The organism is Bradyrhizobium sp. AUGA SZCCT0169 (assembly GCF_018130085.1).
Classification (GTDB): Bacteria; Pseudomonadota; Alphaproteobacteria; order Rhizobiales; family Xanthobacteraceae; genus Bradyrhizobium.
On the sequence record NZ_JAFCMC010000018.1, the window covers coordinates 50,410 to 76,089 of the forward strand.

Below are 25,680 nucleotides of genomic sequence, written 5' to 3' on the forward strand. Positions count from 1 at the left end.
CCTTTGCCGCGGAATTGCACCGCGGCATCAGGCTTCAACGCCCTCCGATGACGCCGATGTAGTCCGAGACCCAGCGGTAGTAGGGCACGCACTTGTCGCCCTGCGTCGCGCATTTCGTTGTTGGCGTCGTCCAGAAGCGAACCTTCGAGAAGTTGTCGAAGCCATTTGTCGAGCAGCCCTCTTTGGTCTGCATTCCGCGTCCGTCCGTGCACGCCGCCGGAACCGCCGGATTGGCCCCGAACCAGGCCGAGAGGTCGCTCTGCAGGTTGGATGCAAGCGAATGCTCCATCCACATGTATGAGCAGTTCGGATTACGTGAGTCGACGTGCATCATGGTCGTGTCGGCCCACCCGGTGACACCCTCGTCCGGGATCGACGATGCGACCGGTTGATTCTGGCTCTTGAGCAGGTTGACCTGGAATGGCCACGAGCCCGACGCGACAACGCCTTCGTTCTTGAAATCGTCGATTTGGATGAAGGCATCGTGCCAATATCGGCCGACCAGCTTGCGCTGTGCGCGCAAGAGTTCGAGCGAGGCCTTGTACTGCGCGTCGTTCAGCTCATAAGGGCTCTTGATGCCAAGATCGGGCTTGTGCGTCATGAGATAGAGCGCCGCGTCTGCAATGTGGATGGGGCCGTCATAGGCCTGAACGCGCCCCTTGTTCGGTTTGCCATCCGGCAACGCCATCTCCTCGAATACCACCTTCCAGCTCTTCGGCGGGTCCTTGAAGACTTTGGTGTTGTACATCAGAACGTTCGGCCCCCACATGTAGGGAACGCCGTAGTGCACGCCGTCGACCGTATGCCAAGGCGCCTTCTTGAGGCGCTCGTCGATTGTTCCCCAACTCTTGATGAGGCTGATATTGATCGGTTGCACCCGCTTGCCGGCAACGAGCCGCAATGAGGCGTCGCCAGATGCGGTCACGAGGTCGAAGCCGCCTTCATTCATCAACGCCACCATCTCGTCGGAGGTGTTGGCGGTCTTTACATTGACTTTGCAACCGGAAGCTTGCTCGAATTTTGTGACCCAATCGAACTTCCTGTCGGTCTCGCCGCGCTCGATATAGCCCGGCCAGGCGACGATGGTAAGTTGCCCTTCGGCCTTCCCGATTTCCTTGATTTGCGCCGCGGATGGATTCGCAAGCGCCAGCGTCAACGTAACGCCACTCAGCAATGCGAGTATCGACTTCATCAACACCTCCCAGGTCCAGGCGGCTGCATTTTCGAGGCAGCACGGTCCTCGCACAGAGCGTGTCGGCAAATGCAAGCTTTCGCAAATTCATTTATCAGAGGGTGGGTTTCGCTTTTTCCGATAGCGTGCCGTTATGGTCGCTGCCGTGCGCTGCGCTGGCCTTGCGCTATGCCTATGAAGTCGCGCGCGTTTTGCGTGAGACCTGACCCGCGCCGCCACGTCATGCCGATTTGAACTGCCGGCAGTGAGCCGGAGACGTCGCGCGACTCGATGCGATCGCCTTCCAGAGACCAGGGCCGGTAGACAAGATCGGGCAGCAGTGCGAGTCCGGCGCCCGTGGCCACCAGGCTGCGCACCGCCTCGACGGATCGCGTGCGGAAAGCAATCTTGGGGCGGGTTCCGAATGCGGCGAGCAGTTTGCCCGTATTTTCCTCCACCTCATCAATTGTCAGCATGATAAGGGGCTCGGAGAGAATGTCTGCAAGCGCGATGCTGTCGGCGCTTGCAAGTGAATGTCCGAGCGGCAGCCACAAACGATAGGGCGAGACTTCGACGATCTCGGCGTCGATTGCGAGGCGGTCGCGCAGGTTCGACACCACCATGACGGCAACATCCAGTTCGCCGCCGATCAAGAGGTGCTCGAGGTAGTCGCCGTTGTCTTCGATGGCGTTGACCTCAACCGACGGAAACGCACGGCGATAGCGCGCCAGAAGATCCGAGAGCACGTAGCCGGCGACGAGCGAGGTAACGCCGAGCTGTAGGCGGCCACCACGGTTCGAAGCTTGCTCGGAGAAGCTCCTGCGTGCATCGGAGATATCCGTCAGGATGCGCGTCGCGTGGCGCAGGAGCTGATGGCCTTTGTGGGTAATAGACAGGCCGCGCGGGTGACGTTCAAATAGCTTTACGTTCAGATCGGCCTCGAGCTCCTTGATCGCCTCGGTGACGGACGATTGCGAGATCGACAGCGCTTGCGCGGCATGGGAAACCGTGCCGGCCTCGGCCACCGCGACAAAGAACTGAAGCTGTCTGATCGTGAACGCCATGACGGGATTAAGCACCAATATTGCCGCGGAAGAAAGCTCCAGCCGCGAGCGGCAGATCGACGACCACAGTATCAATGCGAGGAATGGCGCCATGAGGTGGCGCCTGAAAAAACCGTCAAAGAGCAAAAAAGACGTGACCGAGAAAGCGGGTTTATTGTCCCTGGCGCAAGCTCGGTTCTGATCGAAGCAGAACCGAAGGACTACTGAACGTCCCGCACGACGCGAAAACCGTTGGCGAAATAGCGCACGTCGAGATCGTAGCGGTAACGCGCCGCCGAGGTGACCGTATTGGCCTTGTTGGCGAACGATCCGCCGCGCAGCACGCGCTGGCGGCATTGTCCTTGCGTCCAGGCGGAGCCGTCCTTGGGCGCATTCTTGTAATTGTCGTTCCAGCAATCCTCGACCCATTCGTAGACGTTGCCGGATGTGTCGTAGAGCCCGAAGCCGTTCGGCCGGTAGGATCCGGTCCGCATCGTCCGGCGCAGCGAGTCGCCGCAATTGTCGCAATTGGCGTTCGACTTGCCGACCTCTTTGCCCCACCAGTAGGTGGTCGTGGTGCCGGCCCGCGCCGCATACTCCCATTCGGCCTCGCTTGGCAGGCGGTAGTTGCGGCCGGTCTTCTGCGTCAGCCACAGAACAAACGCCTTGGCGTCCTCCCAGCTCACGTCGATGACCGGCTGATCGCCGCGACCCCAGCCGCGATCGTCCGGCCGGTGCCTGCATTTGCCGTCCGAGACGCACGCATCCCACTCGGCGAAACTGGTTTCGCGCCGTTCGATCGCGAAGTTCTTGGCAATGGTGACCCGGTGCTGCGGCGCCTCGTACGGGCTGTCCTTGCCGCCCATGTCAAACTCGCCTGATGGCACCACCACCATTTCCGGGCAATCCGGACAATCTCGGAACAGCTCGCCCGGTTCGGGCGGTGCGGCCGACTGGGCGGCGGCCGGTCCGGCCGCGAGCAGAAATATCAAAAAAGCAAAAAATCTGAACATCGTACCCTCGGCCTCAATTGCGCCGGTCGTCCCGCGCGCCGCCTGTCGGTCCATCGTGCCCGCAACACTCCATAAAATCAAAAGTCGCAGTGTCGCTATCGTCAGTTAGTTTGGTGGTATTATAATACTCCAGATCGCCTCATTCCATAATCAAATCGACGAGAGCTTGGGCGCAAGGGTGTGGTCCGCCCGCGGGCAGGGGACGATATTCAATGGCGCAAATCCAGTGTACTATTTCACAGACGCATTTCAGTTCTTGAGTTATTTGAGATTTTGGCAGCCGGCCTGTCTGATTTTAGGAGGTGTGCGCGTGTTCTCGAAAGTATCGACCGGAATTGCTGTCTCGCTTTTGATGCTGGCAGGAACGATCGGACCGAGCCACGGACAACAAAAGCCGGTTGGTGGTCCCAATCCCTCTCCCCCGGGTGCAGCCGTTTACTTTGTTGGCCTCAAGGATGGTCAGACGGTACCGACCACCTTCACCGTGAATTTCGGCCTCAAAGGCATGGGCGTCGCGCCCGCCGGCTCCGACAAGGCGAACGCCGGACACCACCATTTGCTGATCGACACCGAGCTGCCGCCGCTCGATCAGCCGATCCCGAGCGACTTCAATCATCTGCATTTTGGCGCGGGGCAAACCGAGGCCGAAGTGACCTTGCCGGAAGGCGAGCACACGCTGCAGCTGGTGCTGGGCGACAAGGACCACATTCCGAATACGATTCCGGTGATCTCCGAGCGGATCAAGATTCGCGTGGTTGCCGCCTCCCAGGTGCCTGCGGCGTCGGCATCTGCCGCGGCGCCCGCCACGACAACCCCCGCCAGCGCGGGCCGCAAAAAATCTCCTGAAGGCGCCAAGGTATATTTCGTCTTTCCGAAGAATCGCGGCTATGTCACGCCGAACCCGGTCATCCGTTTCGGCCTGATCGGCATGGGCGTTGCACCCGCCGGCTTCGAGAAGGTCAACACCGGTCACCACCATTTGCTGATCGATACCGACGTTCCGAACCTCGACCTGCCGATTCCCGCCGACTTCAATCATCTGCATTTCGGCGCCGGCCAGACCGAAGCCAAGATTACGCTTCCGCTCGGCAAGCATACGCTGCGATTGCTGCTCGCCGACGAACTCCACATCCCGCACGATCCGCCGTTGCTGTCGGAACCGATCACGGTCACGGTCACCGCCAACGGTCGTCCGCCTGCGAAGAGGAAGTATCGCAAATATCGTCGCTATTACTAAAGGGGGCAGTTCCGGAGCCTGATATGAGCACACGTCGTCCGATCTGGATTGCAGCTCTGTATAGTCTCGTGCTGCTGACCTGTTCGATCAGCGTTGCGAAGGCTGACCGGCGCGTTGCGCTGGTTGTAGGCAACTCGAACTACAGCAATGCGAGCCTGTTCCTGGCTAATCCGAAGAACGACGCCACGGACGTTGCCGCGGCACTCCGCGGGGTCGGTTTCGAAGTGTTGCAGGCGATCGACGCCAACAAGCGCGATCTCGACCTGAACATGGCCAAATTCGCCAGGTTGGCGACCGACGCCGACGCCGCGCTGTTCTATTACGCCGGTCATGCCGTCCAGTATCAGGGCCGCAACTTCCTGATGCCGACCGACGCCGAAGTCGAGGACGAGATCAGCTTCCGTTACCAGATGACGCCGCTCGACGACGTGCGCGCCGCGCTCGACCGCGGCGACGGCGTCAAGATCGTGATCCTCGATGCGTGCCGCAACAATCCGATCGTCAACGCGCTTCGCCGCAAGAAGAAGTCCGGCGACAGCCGCGCCATCGATGCCGTGCGCGGCGGGCTCGCCAAGATCGACAAGGCCCAGGGCATGGTGGTGGCCTATTCCACCGCGGCGGATGAAGTCGCCGCCGACGGCGACGGCCGCAACAGCCCGTTCACCAGCGCCTTCCTGAAGCGGCTCAAGGAGCCCGGCCTCGAAATCGAACAATTGTTCCGCCGCGTCGCCGCCGACGTCAACGCTCAGACCGGCGGCCGCCAGCGCCCGGAAACCTACGTGTCGCTGCTGAGCAATTACTACCTCAACCAGACCGACCGGATCGCGTTCGACAAGATCAAGGACTCGCCCGATCCCGCCGTGCTGCAGGACTTCATCGCCAAGTTCTCGACGTCGAGCTACGTGCCGGAGGCGCAAAACCGCATCCAGCGCATCGAGGCCGCCATTCGCGAACGCCAGAACCAGGAGGCCCGTCAGCGCGAAGCGGCAAGGCTTGCGGAAGAGCAGCGCAAGGCCGAACGCGAAGCGATGATGCGCAAATTGGCCGAGCAGGAAGAAGCGCTGCGCAAGCAGGAGACCCTTCGCGCGCAGACGGCAGCCGAGAAAGTTCGCAAGGAACGCGAGGCCGCGCAGGCGCAGGAAGAGCAGCGCTTGCGGCTCGTGGCCGAGAATGAGCGCAAGGAGCGGGAAGCCGCCAAGGCCCAGGAAGAGCAACGCGTGAAGCTCGCGGCCGAGCGGGAGCGCAAGCTGCGTGAAGAGGCTGCGCAATTGCTGGCCGAGCAGGCGCGGACCAAGATCGCCGCGATCGATCGGAAGGAGCCGACCAGTCCGTCGCTCGCCGGCATATCGACCGACATCCGGACGCTGCCGCCGACTGACGCCGCGCCGGCGCCTGGCGATCCCTGTGATCGCGACAGCGCCATGCTGGCGCAGTTGCGCAGCAACCCGTCGATCGAGGCGGTCACCGAATTGGAACGGAGCCTGAGCTGCGAGAAATTGCGTGCCCAGATCCTGCGGTTGCGGGAAAGCCTCTCGGCGGTCGCCAACGCGGCGCCGGCCATCGCCGCCCAGATTAAGCCTGTCGTTGAAAAAATTGCGCCGCCGCCGGCCTTGGTTATTGCGCCACCGCCGCCGCCGGCCGCCCCGAAACAGGAAGCCGCCCCGAAGCCGCCGGAACCGAAGGTCGCCGTTGCGACTGTCGCACCGGCACCCGAATGCAAAAAGGACGAAGCCAGGCTTGCCAAGGTCCGCGCCAATCCCTCGCACGCCGATCTGGCCGCGCTGGAGCGTGACCTCAGCTGCGAGCGGTTGCGCCCGCAAATCGTGCGGCTGCGCGAGAGCCTGCCCAAGGAAATCGCGAAGGAAGTGGCGAAACCGGACGAGCCGTCGGTTGCGGCCAATCCGCCAACCCTTCAATCCGCTCAGTCCGCGCCATCAGGGGCGAAGCCGGCGCAGCCCGCGCCGATTGTCCCGGTCCGAAGCTGTGACGAGGAGAGGGCCACCTTGGCCAAGCTACGCGCCAGCCAGTCACGCGAGGATGTGGTTCGATTCGAGCGCGAACTCGCCTGCGAGCAGTTGCGGCCTCAGGTCATACGGCTGCGGGAAAGCCTGTCCGGAGGCTAGTCAGGACGGGCTCCCACAGCCTCGGCCGAAGCACTTAATTCCTCCATATTGCGGTGGCCTAAGCCCCCGATGAGCCCCGCCAATGCGCTTCTCTCAGTGTTTCTGGGCTGTAACTCTTTGAATCAAAACGTGTCCGGATAGCGAGGATGGCGTTCGCCACACTTGTGGCGGCGTGCTAGAGAACCGCCGGGGCAATACTGGGGGATTGATTTGTTGGGGTCGACAATATGAGTTCCAAAGGGTCCGGGTCGGATGCGAAAGCCGGCGCCACGCCTGAATTGCGCGTTGGCGTGATCGGTGCCGGCGTGATGGGCAGCAACCATGCCCGCGTGCTGGCGGGGCTGCCCGGCGTCACGCTGGTCGGCATCGTCGACCCGCTGCCGGAGCATCGCCTGCGCGCCACCGAACTCGCAGGCTGCCGCGCTTTCGAGGGTCTCGAAGAATTGCTGGCCGAGGGCGTCGATGCGGTCACGATCGCGGCCCCGACCCATCTGCATCATGAGGTCGCGCTCGCCTGCATCGCGCGCAAGATCCATATTCTGGTCGAGAAGCCGATTGCGCCCACGGTCGAGGAGGGGCGGGACATCGTCGACGCTGCGCATCGCGCCGGTGTCACACTGATGGTCGGCCATGTCGAGCGCTTCAATCCGGCGGTCGCGGCGATCAAGCAGGCGATCTCGGGCGAGGACATCCTTTCCATCGGCATCACCAGGGTCGGGCCGTTTCCGCCGCGGATGTCGAATGTCGGCGTCGTCATCGATCTGGCCGTGCACGATATCGACCTGATCCGCTGGTTCACCGAATCCGACATCGTCGAGGTGCAGCCGCAGCTCTCCAGCGCGATCGCCGAGCGCGAGGACATCGCGCTGCTGCAGTTCCGCACCGCCTCGGGCGTGCTCGCCCATATCAACACCAACTGGCTGACGCCGTTCAAGGCGCGCAACGTCACGGTCGCGACCCGCGGCAAATATGTGATGGGCGACTTGCTGACGCGTCAGGTGACGGAGTGCTTCGGCTTCAAGCCCGACGGCAGCTATTCGATGCGTCATCTGCCGGTCGGCCATGACGAGCCGCTGCGCGCCGAATTGATTGCGTTCCTCGATGCCGTCCGGTCAGGCAATGTGCCGGCGGTTACCGGCGACGAGGGCGTGGCCAGCCTGGAAATCGCTATCCGCTGCCTCGAAGCGCCGGCCCGGCCCGCGGCTTCCTCCGCGCGCAAGGGTCCTCGCCGCGTCGCCGGCTGATCTTGACCGGCAACCAGCCGGACCTATCAATGAGAGGATTACATGAACCAACATGTGCTAGCTCAACCCATCGCGTTCACTGACATCGTTGCGCAGCGGCGCGGTCTTGGAAGCCGCATCGATGATGCCGTTGCGCGCGTATTGGAACATTGTCAGTTCATCAACGGGCCGGAAGTCGCTCGGCTGGAGGCGGATCTCGCGGCTTTTTGCGGCGCGAAGCACGTGGTGGCGTGCGCGAGTGGCACCGACGCATTGCTGATGGTCTTGCTCGCCAGGAAAGTTGGACCAGGCGACGCCGTCCTTTGCCCGTCATTTACCTTCTGTGCGACGGGAGAAGTCGTTGCACTTCTTGGCGCGACCCCGATTTTCGTGGATGTAGACGAGGAAACCTTCAACATCGACATCGCTTCGTTGAAGGACGGGATCTCCGTAGCGAAGAAAATGGGACTCAAGGCAAGGGCGATTATTCCGGTCGATCTGTTTGGGCAGCCGGCCGACCATGACGCGCTTGCCGAGGTCGCCGAAGCGGAGAACTTGTTCATCCTCGATGATGCTGCCCAGAGCTTTGGCGCTTCGTACAAGGGACAACCGCTGGGGACGTTCGGTCTTGCAACCGCGACCAGCTTCTTTCCCGCCAAGCCGCTGGGCTGTTATGGCGATGGAGGCGCGATCTTTACCGATGATGCGGAGCTGGCGGATACCTTGCGAAGTGTGCGCGTGCATGGCCAGGGATCCGACAAGTATGATAACGTCAGGCTAGGCCTTACGGCGCGGATCGATACTATTCAGGCGGCGATCCTGATTGAAAAACTAAAGATATTCCCGGGCGAGATCGCAGCTCGGGATGCTGTTGCCAAACGTTACAGTGCGGGGCTTGGCAATATGGTGATCGTGCCTCGCGTGCGTCAGAACTGTACTTCTGTGTGGGCGCAATACACGATTCGCCTTCCAGGCGGCGTCCGCGATGATGTGGCTGCTTTACTCAAAGCTCAGGGAATTCCGACGGCAATCTATTATCCGAAGTCGTTGCACCAGCAGACTGCCTACCGGAACTTCCCGGTGGCCCAAGGCGGCCTGCCGATTAGTGAAAGACTTTCCGGGGAGGTTCTCAGCCTGCCGATGCACGCCTATCTCGACGAGGCGACGCAGGATCGCGTTATCGAGGCGGTGCGCGGCGCGCTTTCGTCCTGATTTGGCGAATAGCATTCGCGTGAAGAAGGCGCGTCGAGACAAATATAGTTCTCGGTTCTGATGCAATCAGAACCGAATATGCGCTAGAAGCGGGCTCATGCTTGGGCGCATTTTCACCGTCGGCGGCTATACGCTTCTTTCGCGCGTGACCGGTTTTGCGCGCGACATCATGCTCGCGGCGATCCTCGGTGCGGGGCCGGTCGCGGACGCGTTCTTCGTGGCGCTGCGCCTGCCCAATCATTTTCGCGCCATCTTCGCCGAAGGCGCCTTCAACGCCGCGTTCGTGCCGGCCTATGCCCATCTTCACGGGCAGAACGTAACCTCGGCAAAACTGTTCGCCGATCGCATCTTCACGCTGTTGTTCGGCGCCCAGGTCGTGCTGCTCGTGGTGGCGTGGCTGTTCATGCCGCAGGTGATCGGCCTGCTGGCGCCGGGATTTGCCGACGATCCGGCGCGCGGCGAACTGGCGATTGCACTGACGCGGATCACCTTTCCCTATCTCTTGCTGATCACGCTGGTGACGCTGTACGGCGGCATGCTCAACGTCATGCATCGCTTTGCCAGTGCGGCGGCGGCGCCGATCTTTCTCAATCTGTCGATGATGGCGACATTGGCGCTGGCCGCGTTCTTTCCCGGCGCCGGCTATGCCGCCGCATGGGGCGTCCTGATCGCCGGCATCCTCGAATTCCTGCTGCTGGCGGGTGACGCGGCGAAGAACGGCATCCTGCCGAAGTTCAGCATGCCCCGGCTCGACAATGATGTCCGCGCTTTCTTCCGCGCGCTGGGGCCGGCGACCATCGGCTCGATGGGAACACAGGTGGCGCTGTTCGCCGACACCATCATCGCGACGTTTCTCGCCGCCGGCGCGCTGTCGGCGCTGTATTATGCCGACCGCCTCAACCAGTTGCCGATCGGCGTGATTGGGATCGCGATCGGCACGGTGCTGCTGCCGGAATTGTCGCGGCGCCTGGCGGCGCAAGACGATGCCGGCGCCGCCAAGGCGCAGCGGCGGGCGTTCAACTTCACGCTGTTGTTTTCTATACCGTTCGTCGCCGCGTTCCTCACGGTGCCTGACGTGATCATGCGCGCGATGTTCGCGCGTGGCGCGTTCTCGAAAGCCGATGCCGCAGCAGCGGGCGCGACACTGGCGGCCTATGCCGTCGGGCTCATTCCCTTCGTGATGATCCGCAGCGCGGTCGCCACCTTCTATGCCCGCAAGGACACCGCGACGCCGGTCAAGGCGGCGCTGACTGGCGTTGCCGTCAACGTCGCCCTGAAAGTCGCGTTGATGGGGCCGCTCGCCCAGATCGGTCTCGCGCTCGCAACCGCCATCGGCGCCTGGGTCAATCTGCTGCTGGTACTTGGTTTTGCAGTGCGAAGAGGATTTCTCGAACTGGACCGCGAGTGGCTCAGATCGCTCGCCAAGTTCGCGATATCCGGCATCGTGCTTGCCATAGCCCTTTGGCTGACCGCGCGTTTCGCCACCATTTATTTCGCGCAAGTGAGCTCGTTCCGCGACGAACTCGCATTGCTGTTACTTATGGTGAGCGGCATCTTTGTCTATGGTGTTTCGATCCTCGTCCTGTTCGGCAGAGGCTGGATTTTCTCGCTGATCCGCGGCTAAACCCGTTTGCGCTTGGCGGCGAACCACGCCAATATGGCGCGAAACAATCAGGCTATTGGAGATACGATGGCAGCTCCCATCAAGTTCGGCGTCGGTCATAGCGTCCGCCGCAAGGAAGACGATGCGCTCATTCGCGGCAAGGGCCGCTACACCGACGACGTCTCGCCGTCTCCCGCGCTGCATGCGCTGATGCTGCGCTCGCCGCATGCGCACGCCAAGTTCACCATCAATGTCACGAAGGCCCGCGGCATGCCCGGGGTCGCCGCGGTGCTGATCGCCGACGACGTCAAGGATCTCGGCGATCTGCCGTGCCTGTTCAATTTCGAAGTCGATCCGTTCACCGGACCTCCGTACCCGATCCTCGCCAGGGATGAAGTCCGCCACGTCGGCGATTCCATCGCCTTCGTGGTCGCCGACACCATCGACCATGCCCGCGATGCGATCGAGGCGATCGAGGTCAACTGGACGCCGCTGCCGGCGGTGGTCGGCCTTGTCAACGCCGTCAAGAAAGGCGCGCCGCAGGTCTGGCCCAATCATGCCGGCAATTTGCTGTTCGACGTGCCGATCGGCGACAAGGCGGCAACCGAGGCTGCGTTTGCAAAAGCGCATGCGGTCGCCGAAGTGTCGATCGTCAATCCGCGCGTCATCACCAACTTCATGGAAACGCGCGCGGCGGTCGCCGAATACGACGCCAAGAAGGATCATCTGACGCTGACGATCGGCAGCCAGGGCAGCCATCGCCTGCGCGAGATCATCGGCGGCATGGTGCTCAAGATGCCGCTGGAAAAAATGCGGGTGATCTGCCCCGACGTCGGCGGCGGCTTCGGCACCAAACTGTTTCCGTACCGCGAATATGCGCTGATCTCGGTCGCGGCGAAACGGCTGAAGAAGACCATCAAATGGACCGCCGACCGCTCCGATCACTTCGTGGGTGACGCGCAGGGGCGCGACAACGTCACGGTCGCGAAGATGGCGCTCGCCGAGGACGGCAAGTTCCTGGCGATGGACGTCGACCTGATGGGCGACATGGGCGCGTATCTGTCGACCTTCGGTCCCTACATTCCGCACGGCGGCGCCGGCATGCTGCCCGGCCTCTACGATATCCAGATCTTCCATTGCCGCGTCCGCACCGTGTTCACCAACACCGTGCCGGTCGATGCCTATCGCGGCGCGGGCCGCCCCGAGGCGGCTTACGTGATCGAACGGCTGGTGGACGCCTGCGCGCGAAAGCTCGGCATGACGCCCGATGCGATCAGGCGCAAGAATTTCATCCCGCCGAAGGCGCTGCCCTACAAGACCATCACCGGCAAGGTCTACGACTCCGGTGATTTCGCCGCGCATATGAAGCGCGCGATGGAAGTCGCCAACTGGAAGGAATTTCCCAAGCGCGCCAAGGCCGCCAAGAAGGCGGGGCTGGTGCGCGGCATTGGCCTTGCAAGTTATGTCGAGATCTGCGGCACCATGGGCGATGAAACCGCCAACGTGGCGCTCGATCCCAACGGCGACGTCACCATCCTGATCGGCACCCAGTCGAGCGGGCAGGGCCATCAGACCGCCTATGCGCAGTTGATCGCAGAACAGTTCGGCTTGCCGCCCGAGCGCGTGCACATTGTGCAGGGCGACACCGATCGCGTCGCCACCGGCCTCGGCACAGGCGGTTCGGCCTCGATCCCGACCGGGGGCGTCAGCGTGCAGCGTGCGGCCCACGACCTCGGCGGCAAGCTGAAGGAGATCGCGGCCGAAGCACTGGAAACCAGCGCTGCCGACCTCGAGATCAGCGACGGCCGAATCCGGATCGCCGGCACCGACCGTTCGGTGAGTTTCGCCGATCTGGCCAAACGTCCTGATGTCGATCCGTCAAAGCTGAACGCGAGTGCGACCTTCAACCAGGCCGACGGCACCTACCCGAACGGCACCCATCTGGCCGAAGTCGAGATCGATCCGGCCACCGGCATCATCAAGATCGTCAACTACGTGATCGTCGACGATTTCGGGGTGACGCTCAATCCGCTGCTGCTGGCCGGCCAGGTCCATGGCGGCGCCATGCAGGGGATCGGCCAGGCCCTGATGGAGCAGGCGGTGTTCGGCAGCGACGGCCAGCTCGTCACCGGCACCTTCATGGATTATGCGATGCCGCGCGCGGCCGACGGCCCGTCCTTCCACTTCGAAACCCACAACGTTCCCTGCACCACCAATCCGCTCGGCGTAAAGGGCGCGGGCGAGGCCGGTGCGATCGGCTCCTGCCCGGCGGTGGTCAATGCGATCGTCGAGGGGCTGTGGCGCGAGTACAAGATCGACCACATCGACATGCCGGCGACCGCCGAGCGGGTCTGGATCGCGATCCGGGAGGCCCAGCGCCGGCATAACCTCTGAATATTGTGTTGAAGTTGGAATGAATCTAAACTCGCGGTGTTGGCTAGGTCAGGCAAGGTCCACGGCGGTCGCGGGCCAGCTTGTGTCATAAAAGAGGGGTCTAGCGAATGAAACGGGTTTTGGTGGTTGCAGGAGCACTGTTGCTCAGTGTTGGCGCAGGCGTGGCGCAGCAGGATCCCGTCAAGGATGCCCAGAACGTCATGAAGGCCAACGGAAAGAACCTCGGCGGCGTGCTGAGCCCGATGTTCAAGGGCGAAAAGCCCTACGATCAGGCCGCGGTCGATGCCGCGCTCACCCAGCTCAACGATACCGCAAAGAAGCTCCCGACCATGTTCCCCGCCAGCGTCAAGGACGCCAAATGGGAGGGTGACTACGCCCCCTCGCCAAAGATCTGGGAAGACAAGGCTGGCTTTGACGCCAAGGTCGCCAGCTTTACCAAGGTGGTGGCCGAGGCCAAGGCCAAGATCAAGGACCTCGACTCGCTGAAAGCGAATTTCCCCGGCATCGGCAAGGAATGCGGCGCCTGCCACGAGACCTACCGTCTCAAGAAGGGCTAGCCCTTCGGTTGACCAGACAGGAAGGGGCTGGACGCGTGATGTGTCCGGCCTCTTTCTTATTCGCGGGCGCGAACGCTTACCTCGCTCATCAATTCGGTGTGAAGTGGACTTCATCACCTGGGTATGAAGCCTGCTTCACCGTCGTGTGAAACTCACCACTTGGCCGCGGATTTCGCCGCGCGGATCAGCGGCGGTTTGTTGCCGAGACGGCCTAGAGTTGTCGAAATTTCGTGGAAGCTTCCGGCTGAAATTGCGTACATACTGGCCGCCATATCAAAACGCCCGATGACGGATTGGTGAATGCTGAAACGACTGTTCCTTCTGGCCGTTCTGGCAGCCATCGCCGGGCTTGGCATTTTCTGGTGGCTGACCATACCGGCGGTCGTCGCTGCGAGTTCATTGCCAGCCTACAAGCCTAACCTCGCCAACGGCCTCACAGCGTTCAATGCCGGCGGATGTTCGTCCTGCCACGCCGTGCCGAACCAGCCCGATCGCCTCAAGCTCGGCGGTGGATTGCCGATTCCGTCTCCGTTCGGCACCTTCAACGTTCCCAATATCTCGCCCGATCCCAACGATGGCATCGGACGATGGAGCGAGGCCGATTTCGTCACCGCCATGCTCAAGGGCACGTCGCCGTCGGGCCTGCATTATTTTCCGGCGTTTCCCTACGCGTCGTACGAACATGCGAAGGTCGAAGATGTCAGGGATCTCTTTGCCTATCTGAAGACGCTGGCACCGGTGGCCGGCAAGACGCGCGACCATGACGTGCCGTTTCCGTTCAACATTCGCCGCAATGTCGGGGTGTGGAAATTCCTGTTCACGGACGGCAAGCCATTCGTGCCGGACGCCAGCAAATCGGCGCAATGGAATCGCGGCGCGTATCTCGTCAACAGCCTCGGTCATTGCGCGGAGTGCCACAGCCCGCGCAATTTTCTCGGTGGCATCATCGACGCGCAACGCTTTGCCGGCGGACCAAATCCGGAAGGCGAGGGCTGGGTCCCCAACATCACCCAGAAGCGGATGTCGGAGTGGAGCGCGAAGGATTTTTCCTATTTCCTCGAGAGCGGGCAGACGCCCGACGGCGATACCGCCGGCGGCTTGATGACGCGCGTGATCCGCAACACCTCGCAATTGTCCCCGGAGGACCGCACCGCGATGGCGGAATATCTGAAATCGCTGCCGCCGGTGGAGGGACCGCCGCGGCCGAAGAAGGCGGAGAAATCCTGACGTTTTTTTGATGCGAAGTCGCAACCGCGACGGAGCTGCGCTCCCTCTCCCGCTTGCGGGTGCGCTTGCGGGGAGGGCTGGGGCGGGGGTGGTGCCACGAGTCAGACTCTTGGTGAGGACCCCACCCGGCGCTGCCCGCCGACCTCCCCCGCAACCGGGAGAGGTGAAGTCTGCCGCCGGACTAATTCAACCAAAATTCGTTACATCACTCGAACGTATTGACCATGCCGGCCTTGGCAAGTGCCGCCTTGCGTGCGCCCATCCACTCCTCGGCGAGTTTTGCCGGATCGGAAGCCGGGCTGCCCTTCATGTAGTCGGTCCACGCCGCGATCAGGACTTCCTGCCGCTTGAGCAGTGCGTTGTTGTGCTTCTCCTGGTCGTCGCTCCAGGCGCCCACCTCCTTCAGCGCCTTGACCGCGCCCTTGTGCGTCGGCACCGCCCAGTTCTTTGCCTGCGCTTTCACCGCAAGCCCGCTGGCGCCGGGTGCGTTGTCCTTGTAGCCGTCATAGCCGTCGATCATCGCCTTGGTCAGCATGTAGACCTCGTCTTCGGACTGGCTGCCATAGACGCTGTAGATCGGGTATGGATAGGTGCCGACCTCGACCGGCTTGTCCTTGGAAAATTCGCCTGCGCCGCAGGTTGCCTTGTGCTCGGTGAAATACGGGCCGACCTTGCGCATGCGCTCCCATCCCGCCTTGTCGGAGAATGGCATCGCGGGCCAGGTGATGCCGCGCGGCGATGTCTGCAGTTCCTTGGCGGGCCCGGAGATCGTCGAACCGAATACCGCATCGGTATCGTTGTTGATGATGCCTTTCCACATCGCGTTGTTGCCCGCGAACTCGACGATCTTGACGTCCTTGGCCGTCAGATTGGCGAACGCCAGCACGGCAAGCGCATTCTGGTTGAGTGCGGGAGAACCGACCACGAAGCCGATGCGCTTGCCTTTCAGGTCGGCATAGGTCTTGACGCCGATGTCGGCGGCGACCGCCAGTGAAAGGCCGTTGCAGTCGATCGAGCTCAGCGTGATCTGGATGGGCTGCGGTCCCCATTCCCGGGTCGCGAATTCGAACACGCCTTCCTGCGCGAAATAGACGCCGACGCCCATCGCCGAGAGGCTGGCGCGGTTGAGACGCAGCGGTTGCAGGCGAGCGACGTCGTTGCCGGCGGGCAGCACGCGCACGTCAGTGCCATACTTGTCCTTGAACATCTTGCCGACGGCAACCGTGATATTGAAGCCGGATGTCCCGGTGTCATACGCGGTCATCGTCACGTTCGCCGGCAGTTTCACCTGTGCGACCGCCGTCGATGCCGCGACCGTGGTTCCGGTCAGCGCGATGGCCGCAAGCATCATCTTCGGATTGATCATTCATCCCTCCCGTTGCGGCTGACGTTGCAGCCTTGAGACGCTTGTCGCCGAGGATTCCGGGAAGTCAGCCGGAAACAGGCTTTGCGCATTGGCGCGAATGCTCGCGGATTTCCGCGCATACTGCAAGGCAGAAGCAGGGGGTCCCGATCCGCGTCAGCGTGACGCGTTGCGTTGTCCGAAACGGCGGAGGGTGGCAGGTCCTGATTTGCTTGATGACGCTGTCGTCAACCGGTCGAAAGGCTCGGGCGCTGCAGTCAGATCGGCACTCCGCGCAGGCAGAGGTCTGAGGTAGTCCCAATCAGGCGACGCCCTAGCTCCCGCCGAACGCCTTGAAGGTGATGATGGTGTGGGTGTCCTGGATGCCGGGAATGACCTGCACCTTCTCGTTGACGAAATGGCCGATGTCGGTGGCGTTGTCGACGTAGAACTTGACCAGCAGGTCGTAATCACCGGCGGTGGAATAGATCTCCGAGGCGATCTCGGCTTCAGCGAGCGCATTGGCGACCGCGTAGGACTGGCCGAGCTTGCATTTGAATTGGACGAAGAAGGGAACCATGGTTGTCGTCTCCGAAGGGAAGATTTGTGGCCAATATAGCGCTTTCAAGCGAAGTGGATACCGGTTCGCATCAGGAAAACGCGTCGGGGTCAGAAGCTCAAAAACGGAGGCTGATGGCAAGCCAACTTGCTGGCAATGGCCGGCCGCGCTAGGACAGTTTATGGCTCCGAACTCACCAATTCCACGAGGTAGGCGATGACGCCGATCGCGCTGACCATCGCCGGCTCCGATTCGTCCGGCGGCGCCGGAATCCAGGCCGACCTGAAGACGTTTGCCGCGCTCGGCGTCTACGGCGCCTCGGTCATCACGGCGCTGACGGCGCAGAACACGACCGGCGTCAGCGGCATCCATCAGGTGCCGGCGGAGTTCATCACCGCCCAGATCGATGCGGTATTTTCCGATCTTGCCGTCGGCGCGGTCAAGATCGGCATGGTGGCGCAGCCCGCCAGCATAGATGCCATCGTCGCGGGGCTGACGCGCTGGTCGCCGAAGCATGTCGTGCTGGATCCCGTGATGGTCGCGACATCAGGCGATCGCCTGCTGGCTGCGGAAGCCGTCGATGCGCTGCGCACCAAGCTCATTCCGCTCGCCTCGGTCATCACGCCCAATCTGCCGGAAGCGGCGGCCTTGCTCGATGAACCGGTGGCGGAAAGCGAAGCTGCGGTCGAAAATCAAGGCAAGCGGTTGCTGGCGATGGGCTGCCGCGCGGTGCTGATTAAGGGCGGCCACGGGCAGGGCGCCGAGAGCACCGACTATTTTATCGACGCCGGGAAGACCATCACGCTGGCCGCACCGCGCGTCGCCACCAAAAACACCCACGGCACCGGCTGCTCGTTGTCGTCGGCGATTGCGGCGGGCCTCGCGAAGGGCGAGAACATGGAGACCGCCGTCCGCAACGCCAAGGCCTGGATCAGCGCGGCGATATCGGCCGCGGACCGCTTCAGCGTCGGCCGCGGGCATGGCCCGGTGCATCATTTTCATAAGTATTACTGAAGGCAGACGTTACTGGAAGCACCGCTGCAGCCCCGTTTCTGTCCTTGTCCGAATGGCCCATTGGCGGGACCATGCCCGGCGCCTATAATTCAGCGCCTGAAATTCAAGTAAATCGCGACGCCGCCAACGCGCGGACCAGCCGCAATATCCGGGAGAGAAACGCCGTGAGACAAACAACCCTTCGCTATGCCTTATTGACCATTCTGGCGGGCCTTTCCATTGCCGCAAATCCGGCCCAGGCCCAGACATGGCCGGACAAGCCGATCACGTTCGTGGTGCCGTTCGCGGCCGGTGGCGGCACCGACGCTTTCGCGCGCCCGCTCGCAGCCCAGCTCGACACCCAGCTCGGCAAGCGCGTGCTGGTCGAGAACCGCGCTGGCGCCGGCGGCACGGTGGGCGCCTCGGCGGCGTCCAAGGCCGCCCCCGACGGCTACACCTTCTTCATGGGCGCGGCGCATCACGCCATTGCACCCTCGCTCTATCCCAATCTCGACTACGACATCGAGAAGGATTTTGTCGCGGTTGCGCTGATCGCGCGTCCACCGCAGGTGATCGTGGTCAATCCCGAGAAGGTCGCCGCCAAGACGCTCGCTGAGTTCATCGCGTTCAACAAGGCGAACCCGGGTCAGTTGAACTACGGCTCCGCCGGCGCCGGCACCACGCATCACCTCGCGGGCGAACTGTTCAAGATCCTGACCAAGACCAACCTCCAGCACGTGCCCTATCGCGGGGCGGGACCTGCGATGCAGGACCTGATCGCCGGCCACGTGCCTGTCGTGTTCGACGGCATGGGCTCGTCGGCGGGGCCGATCAGGGCCGGGCAGCTCCGCGCGCTCGCGGTCGCCGCGCCGAAGCGGGTGGCGGCTTTCCCCGACCTTCCCACGGCCAAGGAAGCCGGTCTGCCCGATTTTGAAGTGGCGACCTGGTACGGCCTGTTCGCGCCAAAGAACACGCCGCCGGCGATCGTCGAACGCATGATCAAGGAGCTGCAGCAGGCGATGCAGGTGGCTGCGATCAAGGAGGCCTGGGAGCGCAACGGCTCTGATGTTCCTGATGTCACGGGCCCTGCATTCGCGAAGATGGTGTCAGACGAAGTCGTGCGCTGGCGCAAGGTCGTGAAAGAGGCCAATGTGAAGCTGGACTAGAGAGCGTTTTCCTTGCTGTTTTCCTTGGCTCCAATGCGGGCACCGCGCGTCGGTGCCCGCCCGCCTGCGACGTATGGCGCGGTGGCTGAAGTAGCACTTCCACGCTTCCCCCAAAGTTCGCTAAGATGAGGACTGAAGGTCGCGGAAGCCTCTGCCCCGCGCCAATACATTTGCAATCCAGGGAGTGATCACATGAAGCGCCGTACGTTCCTCACAGGCGGCGCCGTGGCCGGCGCTACGACGCTGGTTGCGGCACCCGCGATCGCGCAAGCCGCGCCCGAGATCAAGTGGCGCCTGACCTCGAGCTTTCCAAAGTCGCTCGAGACCATCTACGGCACGGCGCAGACGTTTTCGAAATACGTCGCTGACGCCACCGACAACAAATTCCAGATTCAGACGTTTGCGGCCGGCGAGATCGTGCCCGGCCTGCAGGCGCTCGATGCCGTCAGCACGGCAACTGTCGAGATGGCGCAGACCCCGCTTTATTTCTACATCGGCAAGGAGCCGGCGCTCACCTATGCCACCGGCGCACCCTTCGGCATGAACCATCGCCACCAGCATTCCTGGTGGACGTTCGGCGGCGGCGCCGATCTCTGCAACGAGGCGCTGAAGCCATTCAAGGCGCATGCGATCCTGTGCGGCAATTCCGGCACGCAAATGGGCGGCTGGTTCCGCAAGGAGATCAAGACCGTCGATGATCTCAAGGGCCTCAAATTCCGCATCGCGGGCATGGGCGGCCATGTGCTCGCAAAGCTCGGCATCGTGCCGCAGCAGATCGCGGGCGGCGACGTCTATTCGGCGCTCGAGAAAGGCTCGATCGATGCCGCGGAGTTCGTCGGTCCCTATGACGACGAGAAGCTCGGCTTCTACAAGGTAGCAAAATACTATTACTACCCCGGCTGGTGGGAAGGCGGGGCCATGCTCCACATGATCGTCAACGACGAAAAGTGGAATGCGCTTCCCAAGCAATACCAGGCAGTTCTCAGCCAGGCCGGCGCGGCGGCAGGCGCGTGGATGATCGAGAAATACGACAGCGTCAATCCGGCCGCCCTGAAGCGGCTGATCGCAGGCGGCGCCGAACTGCGCGCGTTCCCGCAACCGGTCATGGAAGCCTGCTACACCGCCACGCAGGACCATCTGAACGAAATCGCCGAGAAGAGCCCGCTCTTCAAGAAGACCAAAGAGAGCCACGACGCCTACATGAAGGAAGTGCTGTTCTACACGCAGATCGCGGAGAATTATTACGACAACTATCTGCTCAGCAAGATGCGCAAGGGCTGAGGACGGGCGCGCGCTCGTCCTGTGAAGCCGGATTACTGGTGCGTCGGTAGCAGGTCCATTCGCCTGATAATTAAAGGGGCTGGGAACGATTGTCTGTTCCGGGCGTCGTTTCTTCGACATTGCCGGAGAGAACCCAGATGATCGGCGAAGGTATTGATGCAAAGCTCGACCAGGCCAAGGAGGCCGTTCAGGCGGCTACTCAAACGGTCAAGGATACCACTCAATCTGTTGCCGACGCCGTCGAAGCAGGCCGGCAACCTGGTGCGCCTCTTGATCGCTTGGCTCGGTGGGCTAAAGAAGCGCCCCTGCACGCAGTCACTGTCGCGTTCTTGGTCGGTGTTCTGGTCGGGCGCCGCCGCAGGTAACAAGCCACCGCACCTTTCTTCGGTCGATCGCGCAAGTTGGTTGGCAGCCTCGACGGCCGCCTCTCGGCGATGAACCCGGAGAGCTGCCTAAAGTCGCACATGGTGAGGGCTCACCTGCTAATGGATTGCATCGCCAAGACCAGCGTCGCTGAAAGCAGCGACGAAAGGGCGAGCAACGTCCAATCGGGTCTCGCGCTTCCTGCTGCTATCTGTCCGATCAATAACTCTATCCGCTTCATCATTCGTCCTTGGGAAGCCGGTCAAGGTAGGCGAGTCCAGAACACGTGAGCTCTTCGGTCTCGCCTTGGCTGGCCTCCAGCCTCCCTTGCAGATGTCGCTCCAACAGGCATAGTCGACCGTCCGCAACGTCGACGTCGCGATGTGTCGTCAGATAGACGGTCCAAGCCGTGTCGACCGCCTTTCGAAGAACTTCATCGACCATTATCCAGCTCCAACAAGTGCGACCACCGAGGCAACTCACGTTGTCCCCGGAGGTTTCCTATTTTTCCCGGAGCGTCCGAGGTTCAAGTTTTGCGTCGCAATACCTGAGAGCGCCAAGGTGTCAGGCGATCCGGATCAATACGTTTCGAGCAGCTCCGTCGCTCGCCTATGAGCAGGATGAACAAGCATTCATCTAGTTCAATTATCGACTGACCAGCGGCGGCAACTTCCGGGCGCTTTCGGACTTATTGCCAAGGGAAAAAGTGGAAGAGGCGTCCGGGATGGTCGCTGATCAACTTTGCTGTGCCGTCCTCCGGCGCTCAGAACGATAAGGGTGACCCTTGATGTCCATGCTGACTTCCGCCATTCAACGATCGACCCTCGGTCTTCATTCGCTTGAACAGTATGAACCGTTAATCGGCGCGGCGACGGTCGAACGGATAGCCGCCAAGGCCGATCGAGTTCGCACCATGCGCGTCGCTCACATTAGTTCGACGTTCTACGGCGGCGGCGTCACCGAGCTGCTGACGCCGCTAACTCTGATGATGAATGCAACTGGCATCGAAACCGACTGGCACTTGATTCAGGGAACGCCGGGTTACTTCGGTTGTACCAAGAAGCTTCACAATATGTTGCAAGGCGAAAGCCTGGGTTTTTCAGACGCTGAAAAGACGATCTACGAACAGGTCGTGTTCGAAAATGCGACGCGGCTTCATCTTGACGATTGCGACGCGATCATCGTGCACGATCCTCAGCCGCTGCTGTTGATCACTCATTTCGCCGATCGCGAAATGCCGTGGCTCTGGCAATGTCACGTCGATCTTTCGTCGCCCCACGCGCCGGTATGGACCTATCTGCGCCAATTCATCGAGCAATATAGCGCTGCGATCTTCTCGCTATCTGAATATCGCCAGGATCTTCAGGTTGACCAGCGGTTCGTCACCCCGGCGATCGATCCGTTTTCAGCGAAGAACCGGGAGCTGTCCGACCGGGAGATAAGGGAATTCCTGGGCAACTACAAAATTCCGACAGATCGTCCGTTGGTGACGCAGATTTCCAGGTTCGATCGGTGGAAGGACCCGATGGGCGTGATTGAAGCCTTCCGAAAAGCGAGAGAGCAGGTCGATTGTACGCTCGTGCTCGTCGGCAACAATGCCTCCGACGATCCAGAGGGTGGGAAAATCCTCGAAACGATCAAGAGCGTCGCCGACGAAAGCATAATTGTTCTTGCGGTCGATGATCCAACCTTGGTGAACGCGCTGCAGCGATCTGCGGCCGTCGTCCTGCAGAAGTCGACCCGCGAAGGTTTTGGTCTCACCGTGACCGAGGCGATGTGGAAAGGCGCAGCCGTCATAGGCGGCGACGTGGGAGGAATTCGGCACCAGATCAAGAACGACTGGAATGGATTCCTTGTGCGTACGCCTGATGAGGCGGCGGCAAGAATCGTGCAGCTCTTGAAGGATCCCGGTATTCGGAAGCAGATTGGTTCGCGGGCGAAGGAAAGCGTGCGGAAGAACTTTCTGATGAGCCGGCTATTGGAAGATTGGCTCGATCTGCTGATCAACTACGAACGGCCGGTGATCTGACCCGTTCTGGTTCGAAGCCCTTGATACGTGATGGGAAAGCCGATGCGAATTGCCCAGGTAGCGCCTCTCGCCGAAAGTGTTCCTCCCAAGCTCTATGGCGGCACTGAGCGGGTGGTGGCGTGGCTGGTTGATGAGCTGGTGAGCTTGGGTCATGAGGTAACGCTTTTCGCCAGCGGGGATTCGAAGACCACCGCCAAGCTGCATGCCGTTTGGCCTCAGGCTCTTCGCCTCGGCCGGCCGCGGACGGACCCGATGGTTACCCAGGCTGCGTTGTTGGAGGCGGTCGCCCTACGGGTGACCGAATTCGATGTCATCCACCTGCATATCGACTGGCTGCATCTGCCGCTCCTTAGCCGGCTTGGTGTTCCGTTCCTGACCACCTGCCATGGGCGCATGGATTTGCCGGGGTTTCCTGACGTGGTCCGCCGCTTTCCCAACGCGCCGTTCGTTTCGATATCGGATAATCAGCGCGCTCCGCTGAGCGAAGCCAACTGGCTCGGTACCATTTACCACGGCTTGCCGACCGACCTGTTCGGGCCTTCGTTCGAGGCCGGCTCCTATCTCGCCTTTCTGGGCCGGCTGACGGCGGAGAAAGGACCGGAAGCCGCCATTCGGATAGCGCATGCTGCCAGAATGCCGCTTCGTATCGCCGCCAAGGTGCCGCGGGGCGAAAGGAAATATTTCAAGGAACGGCTTGAGCCGCAGATCGACGGGGATCAGGTCCAGCTCATCGGCGAGGTCAATGATGAAACGAAACGGCAGTTTTTGGCGGGCGCGGCCGCGTTGCTGTTCCCCATCGATTGGCCAGAACCGTTCGGTCTCGTCATGATCGAGGCCATGGCCTGCGGCACGCCCGTCATTGCCTTCAAGTCCGGCTCGGTGCCGGAGGTCGTCGACGACGGCATCACCGGCTTTGTCGTACCGGGGGAAGCAGAAGCCATACAGGCGATTGGAAGGCTTTCCGGGCTCGACCGACGTCAGGTGCGCAGGCATTTCGAGAAAAGGTTTACGACCAGGCGGATGGCGCAGGAGTATCTCCACCACTACAAGGCCTTAAGTAAATCGACTGCCGGCGAAGTTCATGCCGGTCTCAGGTCCACCTTGTCTAAAGATTCAGTGCCCGAGCGGCCTCTGGCCCCTTAGGGTCCCGGCGCTTCGAGAGCGGACCGAACAACCAAGCGAAGCGGAGCGATTGCAATCGCGAGTGCTGATGCAAATGCTCCGGTTGAGCCAGCATCCCGAAAGCGGAAACTAATTCAGAGCTACTCGCCGATACGGCTCGCCGGGGATCGCTAAAATTTTACACAAATCAATAACGTGCGACCAACTGCTCCGGCAAAAGTCGGGCGGCATTAAACCCGGCCTTTATCGCGCGCGTGCATCCTCCTGCAAAAGGAGGCGCGAAAAGCGATGCCCATTTTTCAGTATTTTTACGTCACAGGATCGGCACTGTTTGTACTGTTGTTTGTTTCCGACGCTTGCCTGCGCGACAGCGAGAGCGATTCACGCTTCGACGGGTCGCTCTATCAAAGCGCCATCTACGCACCCCGGGCGGTCGAAACCCTCACCGAGCCGCGCTTCACGCAGGATGCGACGCCGGCCGACCGCGTCAGGGAAGTGTTTGCCCAGTTCGTGCCCAATGAAGGCAAGCGCAGCAAGCGATACTCTTCGGCGGCGACGCGCGGGACCTAAATCTTCCGCACGCGTAACGCAGTGCGCGCGAACCAATCGCGCGCAGTGCCGCAACAGGTATCGTCAGGCCACGGCCTCGATCGCCTTGCCGTTGACGCGCGTCTCGTCCTGCAAATTATCGACCGTGACATGGGTGTCGTACCAGGTCAGGCGAGGGCGCACGCCGAAGCGTTTTGTCAGTTCGGCCACGCGTTCCTCCGTAAACCAGGCTTCCGCCGATTGGCGGCTGTCCCAGAGATAGACGCCGCCGGTACCGGTTTCGCCGTTCAGGTAGTCCTTGCGGATCAATCCTTTGGTGGCGAGGCCGCGGTAGGTCGGCGCGCTCGACGTGCCGCCTGTGATTGCCTGTTCTTCGGTTCGCTTCGGCAGATCGAACTGAACGACGACGATGCAATTGGCCATGGGAGTTTCCTCAGGTAGGGGTGGTAGATGCGGTCCGCGTGCTTGCAGTCTAATCTAGTTGCCGAGCTTGATGCCGGCGTCCTTGATCACTTTTGCCCATTCGGGCGTCTCCTTCTTGATGACGGCCGCAAACTCTGCCGGCGTATTGCCGACCCGTTCGAGTCCGAGTTCGTCGAACTTCCTGCGCACCTCCGGCAGCGCCAGCGCCTTGACGGTTTCGCCGTGCAATTTGTCGATGACGTCCTGTGGCGTGCCGGATGGCGCGAGCAGGCCGAACCACGGCACCGCCTCGAAACCGGGAAATCCCGATTCCGCCATCGTCGGCAGGTCGGGCGCCAGCGCCGAGCGCTTGACCGAGGTGATGGCCAGCGCGCGTAATTTGCCTTCCTTCGCCAGCGGCACCACGTTCACGATATTGGCGAACGACATCGCGATGCGGTTGGCGAGCAGGTCGGGCATCAACGCCGTGGTGCCGCGATAGGGCACCGATGCGATGTCGACATGCGCCATGTATTTGAACAGTTCGGCGCCGAGATGCTGCGACGTGCCGACGCCGGCATGGCCATAGGAGAGTTCGCCGGGCTGCGCCTTGGCGAGTGTCACCAGTTCGGCCACCGTCCGGGCCGGCACCTCGGGCGGCACGGCGAGCACGTTGGCCGCGATGAACACCTGCGAGATCGGCGCAAAATCCTTGACCGGATCGAACGGCAGCTTGTCATACAGGCTCGGATTGATGACGAGCGCCGAGTTGCCGCCCATCAGCAGCGTGGTGCCGTCGGCGGCCGCCTTGGCGACGCGTTCGGTGGCGATGTTGCTGCCGGCGCCTTGCAGGTTTTCGACCACGAACGGCGTGCCCCAGACCTCGGCAAACCGTTCGGCCAGAATGCGCGCCGCAAGGTCCGGCGCCGTGCCGGGCGTGAAGCCGACCAGGATCTTCACCGGCTTGTTCGGATAGCTGGACTGCGCGGATGCCGGCTGCGTCGTTAGCAGCACCAGCAACGCGGCGAACAGGTTCGCAACGGACTTCATCGTTTCCTCGCTCGTCCTGCA

23 protein-coding genes are annotated in these 25,680 nt (G+C 61.9%); 15 read left to right on the forward strand and 8 right to left on the reverse strand.

The window, feature by feature from the left end; translation table 11 throughout:
* Positions 1 to 34: 34 nt before the first annotated feature.
* The 3 genes from JQ609_RS20580 to JQ609_RS20590 form a co-directional block, all read right to left on the reverse strand.
* Entirely contained in the window at positions 35 to 1,192 is a 1,158-nt protein-coding gene (locus JQ609_RS20580) for an ABC transporter substrate-binding protein (protein WP_212274752.1), read from the reverse strand.
* A 131-nt stretch (positions 1,193 to 1,323) separates the two neighbouring features.
* The gene (locus JQ609_RS20585) at positions 1,324 to 2,235 is read right to left on the reverse strand and encodes a LysR substrate-binding domain-containing protein (protein ID WP_212214779.1); all 912 of its coding nucleotides are present in this window, start codon (positions 2,233 to 2,235) and stop codon (positions 1,324 to 1,326) included.
* A 200-nt stretch (positions 2,236 to 2,435) separates the two neighbouring features.
* Entirely contained in the window at positions 2,436 to 3,227 is a 792-nt protein-coding gene (locus tag JQ609_RS20590) for a formylglycine-generating enzyme family protein (RefSeq protein ID WP_249119596.1), read from the reverse strand.
* A 310-nt stretch (positions 3,228 to 3,537) separates the two neighbouring features.
* Between JQ609_RS20590 and JQ609_RS20595 the strand changes: the two genes are divergently transcribed.
* The 8 genes from JQ609_RS20595 (at position 3,538) to JQ609_RS20630 (ending at position 14,803) form a co-directional block, all read left to right on the forward strand.
* Complete coding sequence (locus JQ609_RS20595; protein ID WP_312014740.1) at positions 3,538 to 4,464, forward strand: DUF4399 domain-containing protein; 927 nt, start codon at positions 3,538 to 3,540, stop codon at positions 4,462 to 4,464.
* Between the two features lie 23 nt (positions 4,465 to 4,487).
* Positions 4,488 to 6,587, forward strand: a complete 2,100-nt coding sequence (locus JQ609_RS20600; RefSeq protein WP_212274754.1) for a caspase domain-containing protein — start codon at positions 4,488 to 4,490, stop codon at positions 6,585 to 6,587.
* A gap of 227 nt (positions 6,588 to 6,814) precedes the next feature.
* Positions 6,815 to 7,831 carry a Gfo/Idh/MocA family protein gene (locus JQ609_RS20605; RefSeq protein WP_212214714.1) on the forward strand — a complete coding sequence of 339 codons (1,017 nt, stop codon included), beginning with the start codon at positions 6,815 to 6,817 and terminating at the stop codon, positions 7,829 to 7,831.
* A gap of 42 nt (positions 7,832 to 7,873) precedes the next feature.
* The gene (locus JQ609_RS20610; protein ID WP_212214716.1) at positions 7,874 to 9,022 is read left to right on the forward strand and encodes a DegT/DnrJ/EryC1/StrS aminotransferase family protein; all 1,149 of its coding nucleotides are present in this window, start codon (positions 7,874 to 7,876) and stop codon (positions 9,020 to 9,022) included.
* Positions 9,023 to 9,119: 97 nt separating this feature from the next.
* Complete coding sequence (gene murJ / locus JQ609_RS20615) at positions 9,120 to 10,646, forward strand: murein biosynthesis integral membrane protein MurJ (protein ID WP_212274755.1); 1,527 nt, start codon at positions 9,120 to 9,122, stop codon at positions 10,644 to 10,646.
* Positions 10,647 to 10,712: 66 nt separating this feature from the next.
* The gene (locus JQ609_RS20620; protein WP_212214720.1) at positions 10,713 to 13,019 is read left to right on the forward strand and encodes a xanthine dehydrogenase family protein molybdopterin-binding subunit; all 2,307 of its coding nucleotides are present in this window, start codon (positions 10,713 to 10,715) and stop codon (positions 13,017 to 13,019) included.
* A gap of 107 nt (positions 13,020 to 13,126) precedes the next feature.
* Positions 13,127 to 13,576, forward strand: coding sequence for a cytochrome c (locus tag JQ609_RS20625; protein WP_212214723.1), 450 nt, complete (start codon positions 13,127 to 13,129; stop codon positions 13,574 to 13,576).
* A 300-nt stretch (positions 13,577 to 13,876) separates the two neighbouring features.
* Positions 13,877 to 14,803, forward strand: coding sequence for a cytochrome c (locus JQ609_RS20630; RefSeq protein WP_212274756.1), 927 nt, complete (start codon positions 13,877 to 13,879; stop codon positions 14,801 to 14,803).
* A gap of 205 nt (positions 14,804 to 15,008) precedes the next feature.
* Here the strand turns inward: JQ609_RS20630 and JQ609_RS20635 are convergent, their stop codons facing one another.
* Together JQ609_RS20635 and JQ609_RS20640 are read right to left on the reverse strand one after the other, a co-directional pair.
* Positions 15,009 to 16,151, reverse strand: coding sequence for a TAXI family TRAP transporter solute-binding subunit (locus tag JQ609_RS20635; RefSeq protein ID WP_409410534.1), 1,143 nt, complete (start codon positions 16,149 to 16,151; stop codon positions 15,009 to 15,011).
* Positions 16,152 to 16,479: 328 nt separating this feature from the next.
* The gene (locus JQ609_RS20640; RefSeq protein WP_192737765.1) at positions 16,480 to 16,725 is read right to left on the reverse strand and encodes an Lrp/AsnC ligand binding domain-containing protein; all 246 of its coding nucleotides are present in this window, start codon (positions 16,723 to 16,725) and stop codon (positions 16,480 to 16,482) included.
* A gap of 195 nt (positions 16,726 to 16,920) precedes the next feature.
* Here JQ609_RS20640 and thiD point away from each other — a divergent pair, with 195 nt between their 5' ends.
* The 4 genes from thiD to JQ609_RS20660 all read left to right on the forward strand — a co-directional run bounded on the left by thiD (position 16,921) and on the right by JQ609_RS20660 (position 20,509).
* On the forward strand, positions 16,921 to 17,718 hold the full coding sequence (thiD, locus tag JQ609_RS20645; RefSeq protein ID WP_212274758.1) for a bifunctional hydroxymethylpyrimidine kinase/phosphomethylpyrimidine kinase: 798 nt from the start codon (positions 16,921 to 16,923) through the stop codon (positions 17,716 to 17,718).
* Positions 17,719 to 17,882: 164 nt separating this feature from the next.
* Entirely contained in the window at positions 17,883 to 18,863 is a 981-nt protein-coding gene (locus tag JQ609_RS20650; protein WP_312014878.1) for a tripartite tricarboxylate transporter substrate binding protein, read from the forward strand.
* 192 nt (positions 18,864 to 19,055) lie between these two features.
* Positions 19,056 to 20,144 (forward strand): TRAP transporter substrate-binding protein, encoded by a 1,089-nt coding sequence (locus JQ609_RS20655; RefSeq protein ID WP_212274760.1) that lies wholly within the window; start codon positions 19,056 to 19,058, stop codon positions 20,142 to 20,144.
* Positions 20,145 to 20,281: 137 nt separating this feature from the next.
* Positions 20,282 to 20,509 carry a hypothetical protein gene (locus tag JQ609_RS20660; RefSeq protein ID WP_212274761.1) on the forward strand — a complete coding sequence of 76 codons (228 nt, stop codon included), beginning with the start codon at positions 20,282 to 20,284 and terminating at the stop codon, positions 20,507 to 20,509.
* Positions 20,510 to 20,747: 238 nt separating this feature from the next.
* On the opposite strand, the gene JQ609_RS20665 is transcribed toward JQ609_RS20660, so the two are convergent.
* Positions 20,748 to 20,951 carry a hypothetical protein gene (locus JQ609_RS20665; RefSeq protein ID WP_212274762.1) on the reverse strand — a complete coding sequence of 68 codons (204 nt, stop codon included), beginning with the start codon at positions 20,949 to 20,951 and terminating at the stop codon, positions 20,748 to 20,750.
* A gap of 343 nt (positions 20,952 to 21,294) precedes the next feature.
* On the opposite strand from JQ609_RS20665, the gene JQ609_RS20670 reads away from it, so the two are divergent.
* The 3 genes from JQ609_RS20670 (at position 21,295) to JQ609_RS20680 (ending at position 24,228) form a co-directional block, all read left to right on the forward strand.
* A complete protein-coding gene (locus JQ609_RS20670; RefSeq protein ID WP_212274763.1) occupies positions 21,295 to 22,536 on the forward strand; it encodes a glycosyltransferase in 1,242 nt (413 codons plus the stop codon).
* Between the two features lie 42 nt (positions 22,537 to 22,578).
* A complete protein-coding gene (locus JQ609_RS20675) occupies positions 22,579 to 23,679 on the forward strand; it encodes a glycosyltransferase family 4 protein (protein WP_212274764.1) in 1,101 nt (366 codons plus the stop codon).
* A gap of 267 nt (positions 23,680 to 23,946) precedes the next feature.
* Positions 23,947 to 24,228, forward strand: coding sequence for a hypothetical protein (locus JQ609_RS20680; RefSeq protein ID WP_212214754.1), 282 nt, complete (start codon positions 23,947 to 23,949; stop codon positions 24,226 to 24,228).
* 63 nt (positions 24,229 to 24,291) lie between these two features.
* Here JQ609_RS20680 and JQ609_RS20685 read toward each other — a convergent pair whose 3' ends face one another.
* Both JQ609_RS20685 and JQ609_RS20690 read right to left on the reverse strand, forming a co-directional pair.
* Positions 24,292 to 24,630 (reverse strand): monooxygenase, encoded by a 339-nt coding sequence (locus JQ609_RS20685; RefSeq protein ID WP_212274765.1) that lies wholly within the window; start codon positions 24,628 to 24,630, stop codon positions 24,292 to 24,294.
* 54 nt (positions 24,631 to 24,684) lie between these two features.
* Entirely contained in the window at positions 24,685 to 25,659 is a 975-nt protein-coding gene (locus tag JQ609_RS20690) for a tripartite tricarboxylate transporter substrate binding protein (RefSeq protein WP_212274766.1), read from the reverse strand.
* Between the last annotated feature and the right edge of the window lie 21 nt (positions 25,660 to 25,680).

Excerpts from the sequence above, each read along its gene's own strand:
- JQ609_RS20580 (WP_212274752.1), bottom strand. The coding sequence starts at position 1,192 with ATGAAGTCGATACTCGCATTGCTGAGTGGCGTTACGTTGACGCTGGCG.
- JQ609_RS20585 (WP_212214779.1), bottom strand. The coding sequence starts at position 2,235 with ATGGCGTTCACGATCAGACAGCTTCAGTTCTTTGTCGCGGTGGCCGAG.
- JQ609_RS20590 (WP_249119596.1), bottom strand. The coding sequence starts at position 3,227 with ATGTTCAGATTTTTTGCTTTTTTGATATTTCTGCTCGCGGCCGGACCG.
- JQ609_RS20600 (WP_212274754.1), top strand. The coding sequence starts at position 4,488 with ATGAGCACACGTCGTCCGATCTGGATTGCAGCTCTGTATAGTCTCGTG.
- JQ609_RS20605 (WP_212214714.1), top strand. The coding sequence starts at position 6,815 with ATGAGTTCCAAAGGGTCCGGGTCGGATGCGAAAGCCGGCGCCACGCCT.
- JQ609_RS20610 (WP_212214716.1), top strand. The coding sequence starts at position 7,874 with ATGAACCAACATGTGCTAGCTCAACCCATCGCGTTCACTGACATCGTT.
- murJ (WP_212274755.1), top strand. The coding sequence starts at position 9,120 with ATGCTTGGGCGCATTTTCACCGTCGGCGGCTATACGCTTCTTTCGCGC.
- JQ609_RS20620 (WP_212214720.1), top strand. The coding sequence starts at position 10,713 with ATGGCAGCTCCCATCAAGTTCGGCGTCGGTCATAGCGTCCGCCGCAAG.
- JQ609_RS20625 (WP_212214723.1), top strand. The coding sequence starts at position 13,127 with ATGAAACGGGTTTTGGTGGTTGCAGGAGCACTGTTGCTCAGTGTTGGC.
- JQ609_RS20630 (WP_212274756.1), top strand. The coding sequence starts at position 13,877 with ATGCTGAAACGACTGTTCCTTCTGGCCGTTCTGGCAGCCATCGCCGGG.
- JQ609_RS20635 (WP_409410534.1), bottom strand. The coding sequence starts at position 16,151 with ATGCTTGCGGCCATCGCGCTGACCGGAACCACGGTCGCGGCATCGACG.
- JQ609_RS20640 (WP_192737765.1), bottom strand. The coding sequence starts at position 16,725 with ATGGTTCCCTTCTTCGTCCAATTCAAATGCAAGCTCGGCCAGTCCTAC.
- thiD (WP_212274758.1), top strand. The coding sequence starts at position 16,921 with ATGACGCCGATCGCGCTGACCATCGCCGGCTCCGATTCGTCCGGCGGC.
- JQ609_RS20655 (WP_212274760.1), top strand. The coding sequence starts at position 19,056 with ATGAAGCGCCGTACGTTCCTCACAGGCGGCGCCGTGGCCGGCGCTACG.
- JQ609_RS20660 (WP_212274761.1), top strand. The coding sequence starts at position 20,282 with ATGATCGGCGAAGGTATTGATGCAAAGCTCGACCAGGCCAAGGAGGCC.
- JQ609_RS20665 (WP_212274762.1), bottom strand. The coding sequence starts at position 20,951 with ATGGTCGATGAAGTTCTTCGAAAGGCGGTCGACACGGCTTGGACCGTC.
- JQ609_RS20670 (WP_212274763.1), top strand. The coding sequence starts at position 21,295 with ATGTCCATGCTGACTTCCGCCATTCAACGATCGACCCTCGGTCTTCAT.
- JQ609_RS20675 (WP_212274764.1), top strand. The coding sequence starts at position 22,579 with ATGCGAATTGCCCAGGTAGCGCCTCTCGCCGAAAGTGTTCCTCCCAAG.
- JQ609_RS20680 (WP_212214754.1), top strand. The coding sequence starts at position 23,947 with ATGCCCATTTTTCAGTATTTTTACGTCACAGGATCGGCACTGTTTGTA.
- JQ609_RS20685 (WP_212274765.1), bottom strand. The coding sequence starts at position 24,630 with ATGGCCAATTGCATCGTCGTCGTTCAGTTCGATCTGCCGAAGCGAACC.
- JQ609_RS20690 (WP_212274766.1), bottom strand. The coding sequence starts at position 25,659 with ATGAAGTCCGTTGCGAACCTGTTCGCCGCGTTGCTGGTGCTGCTAACG.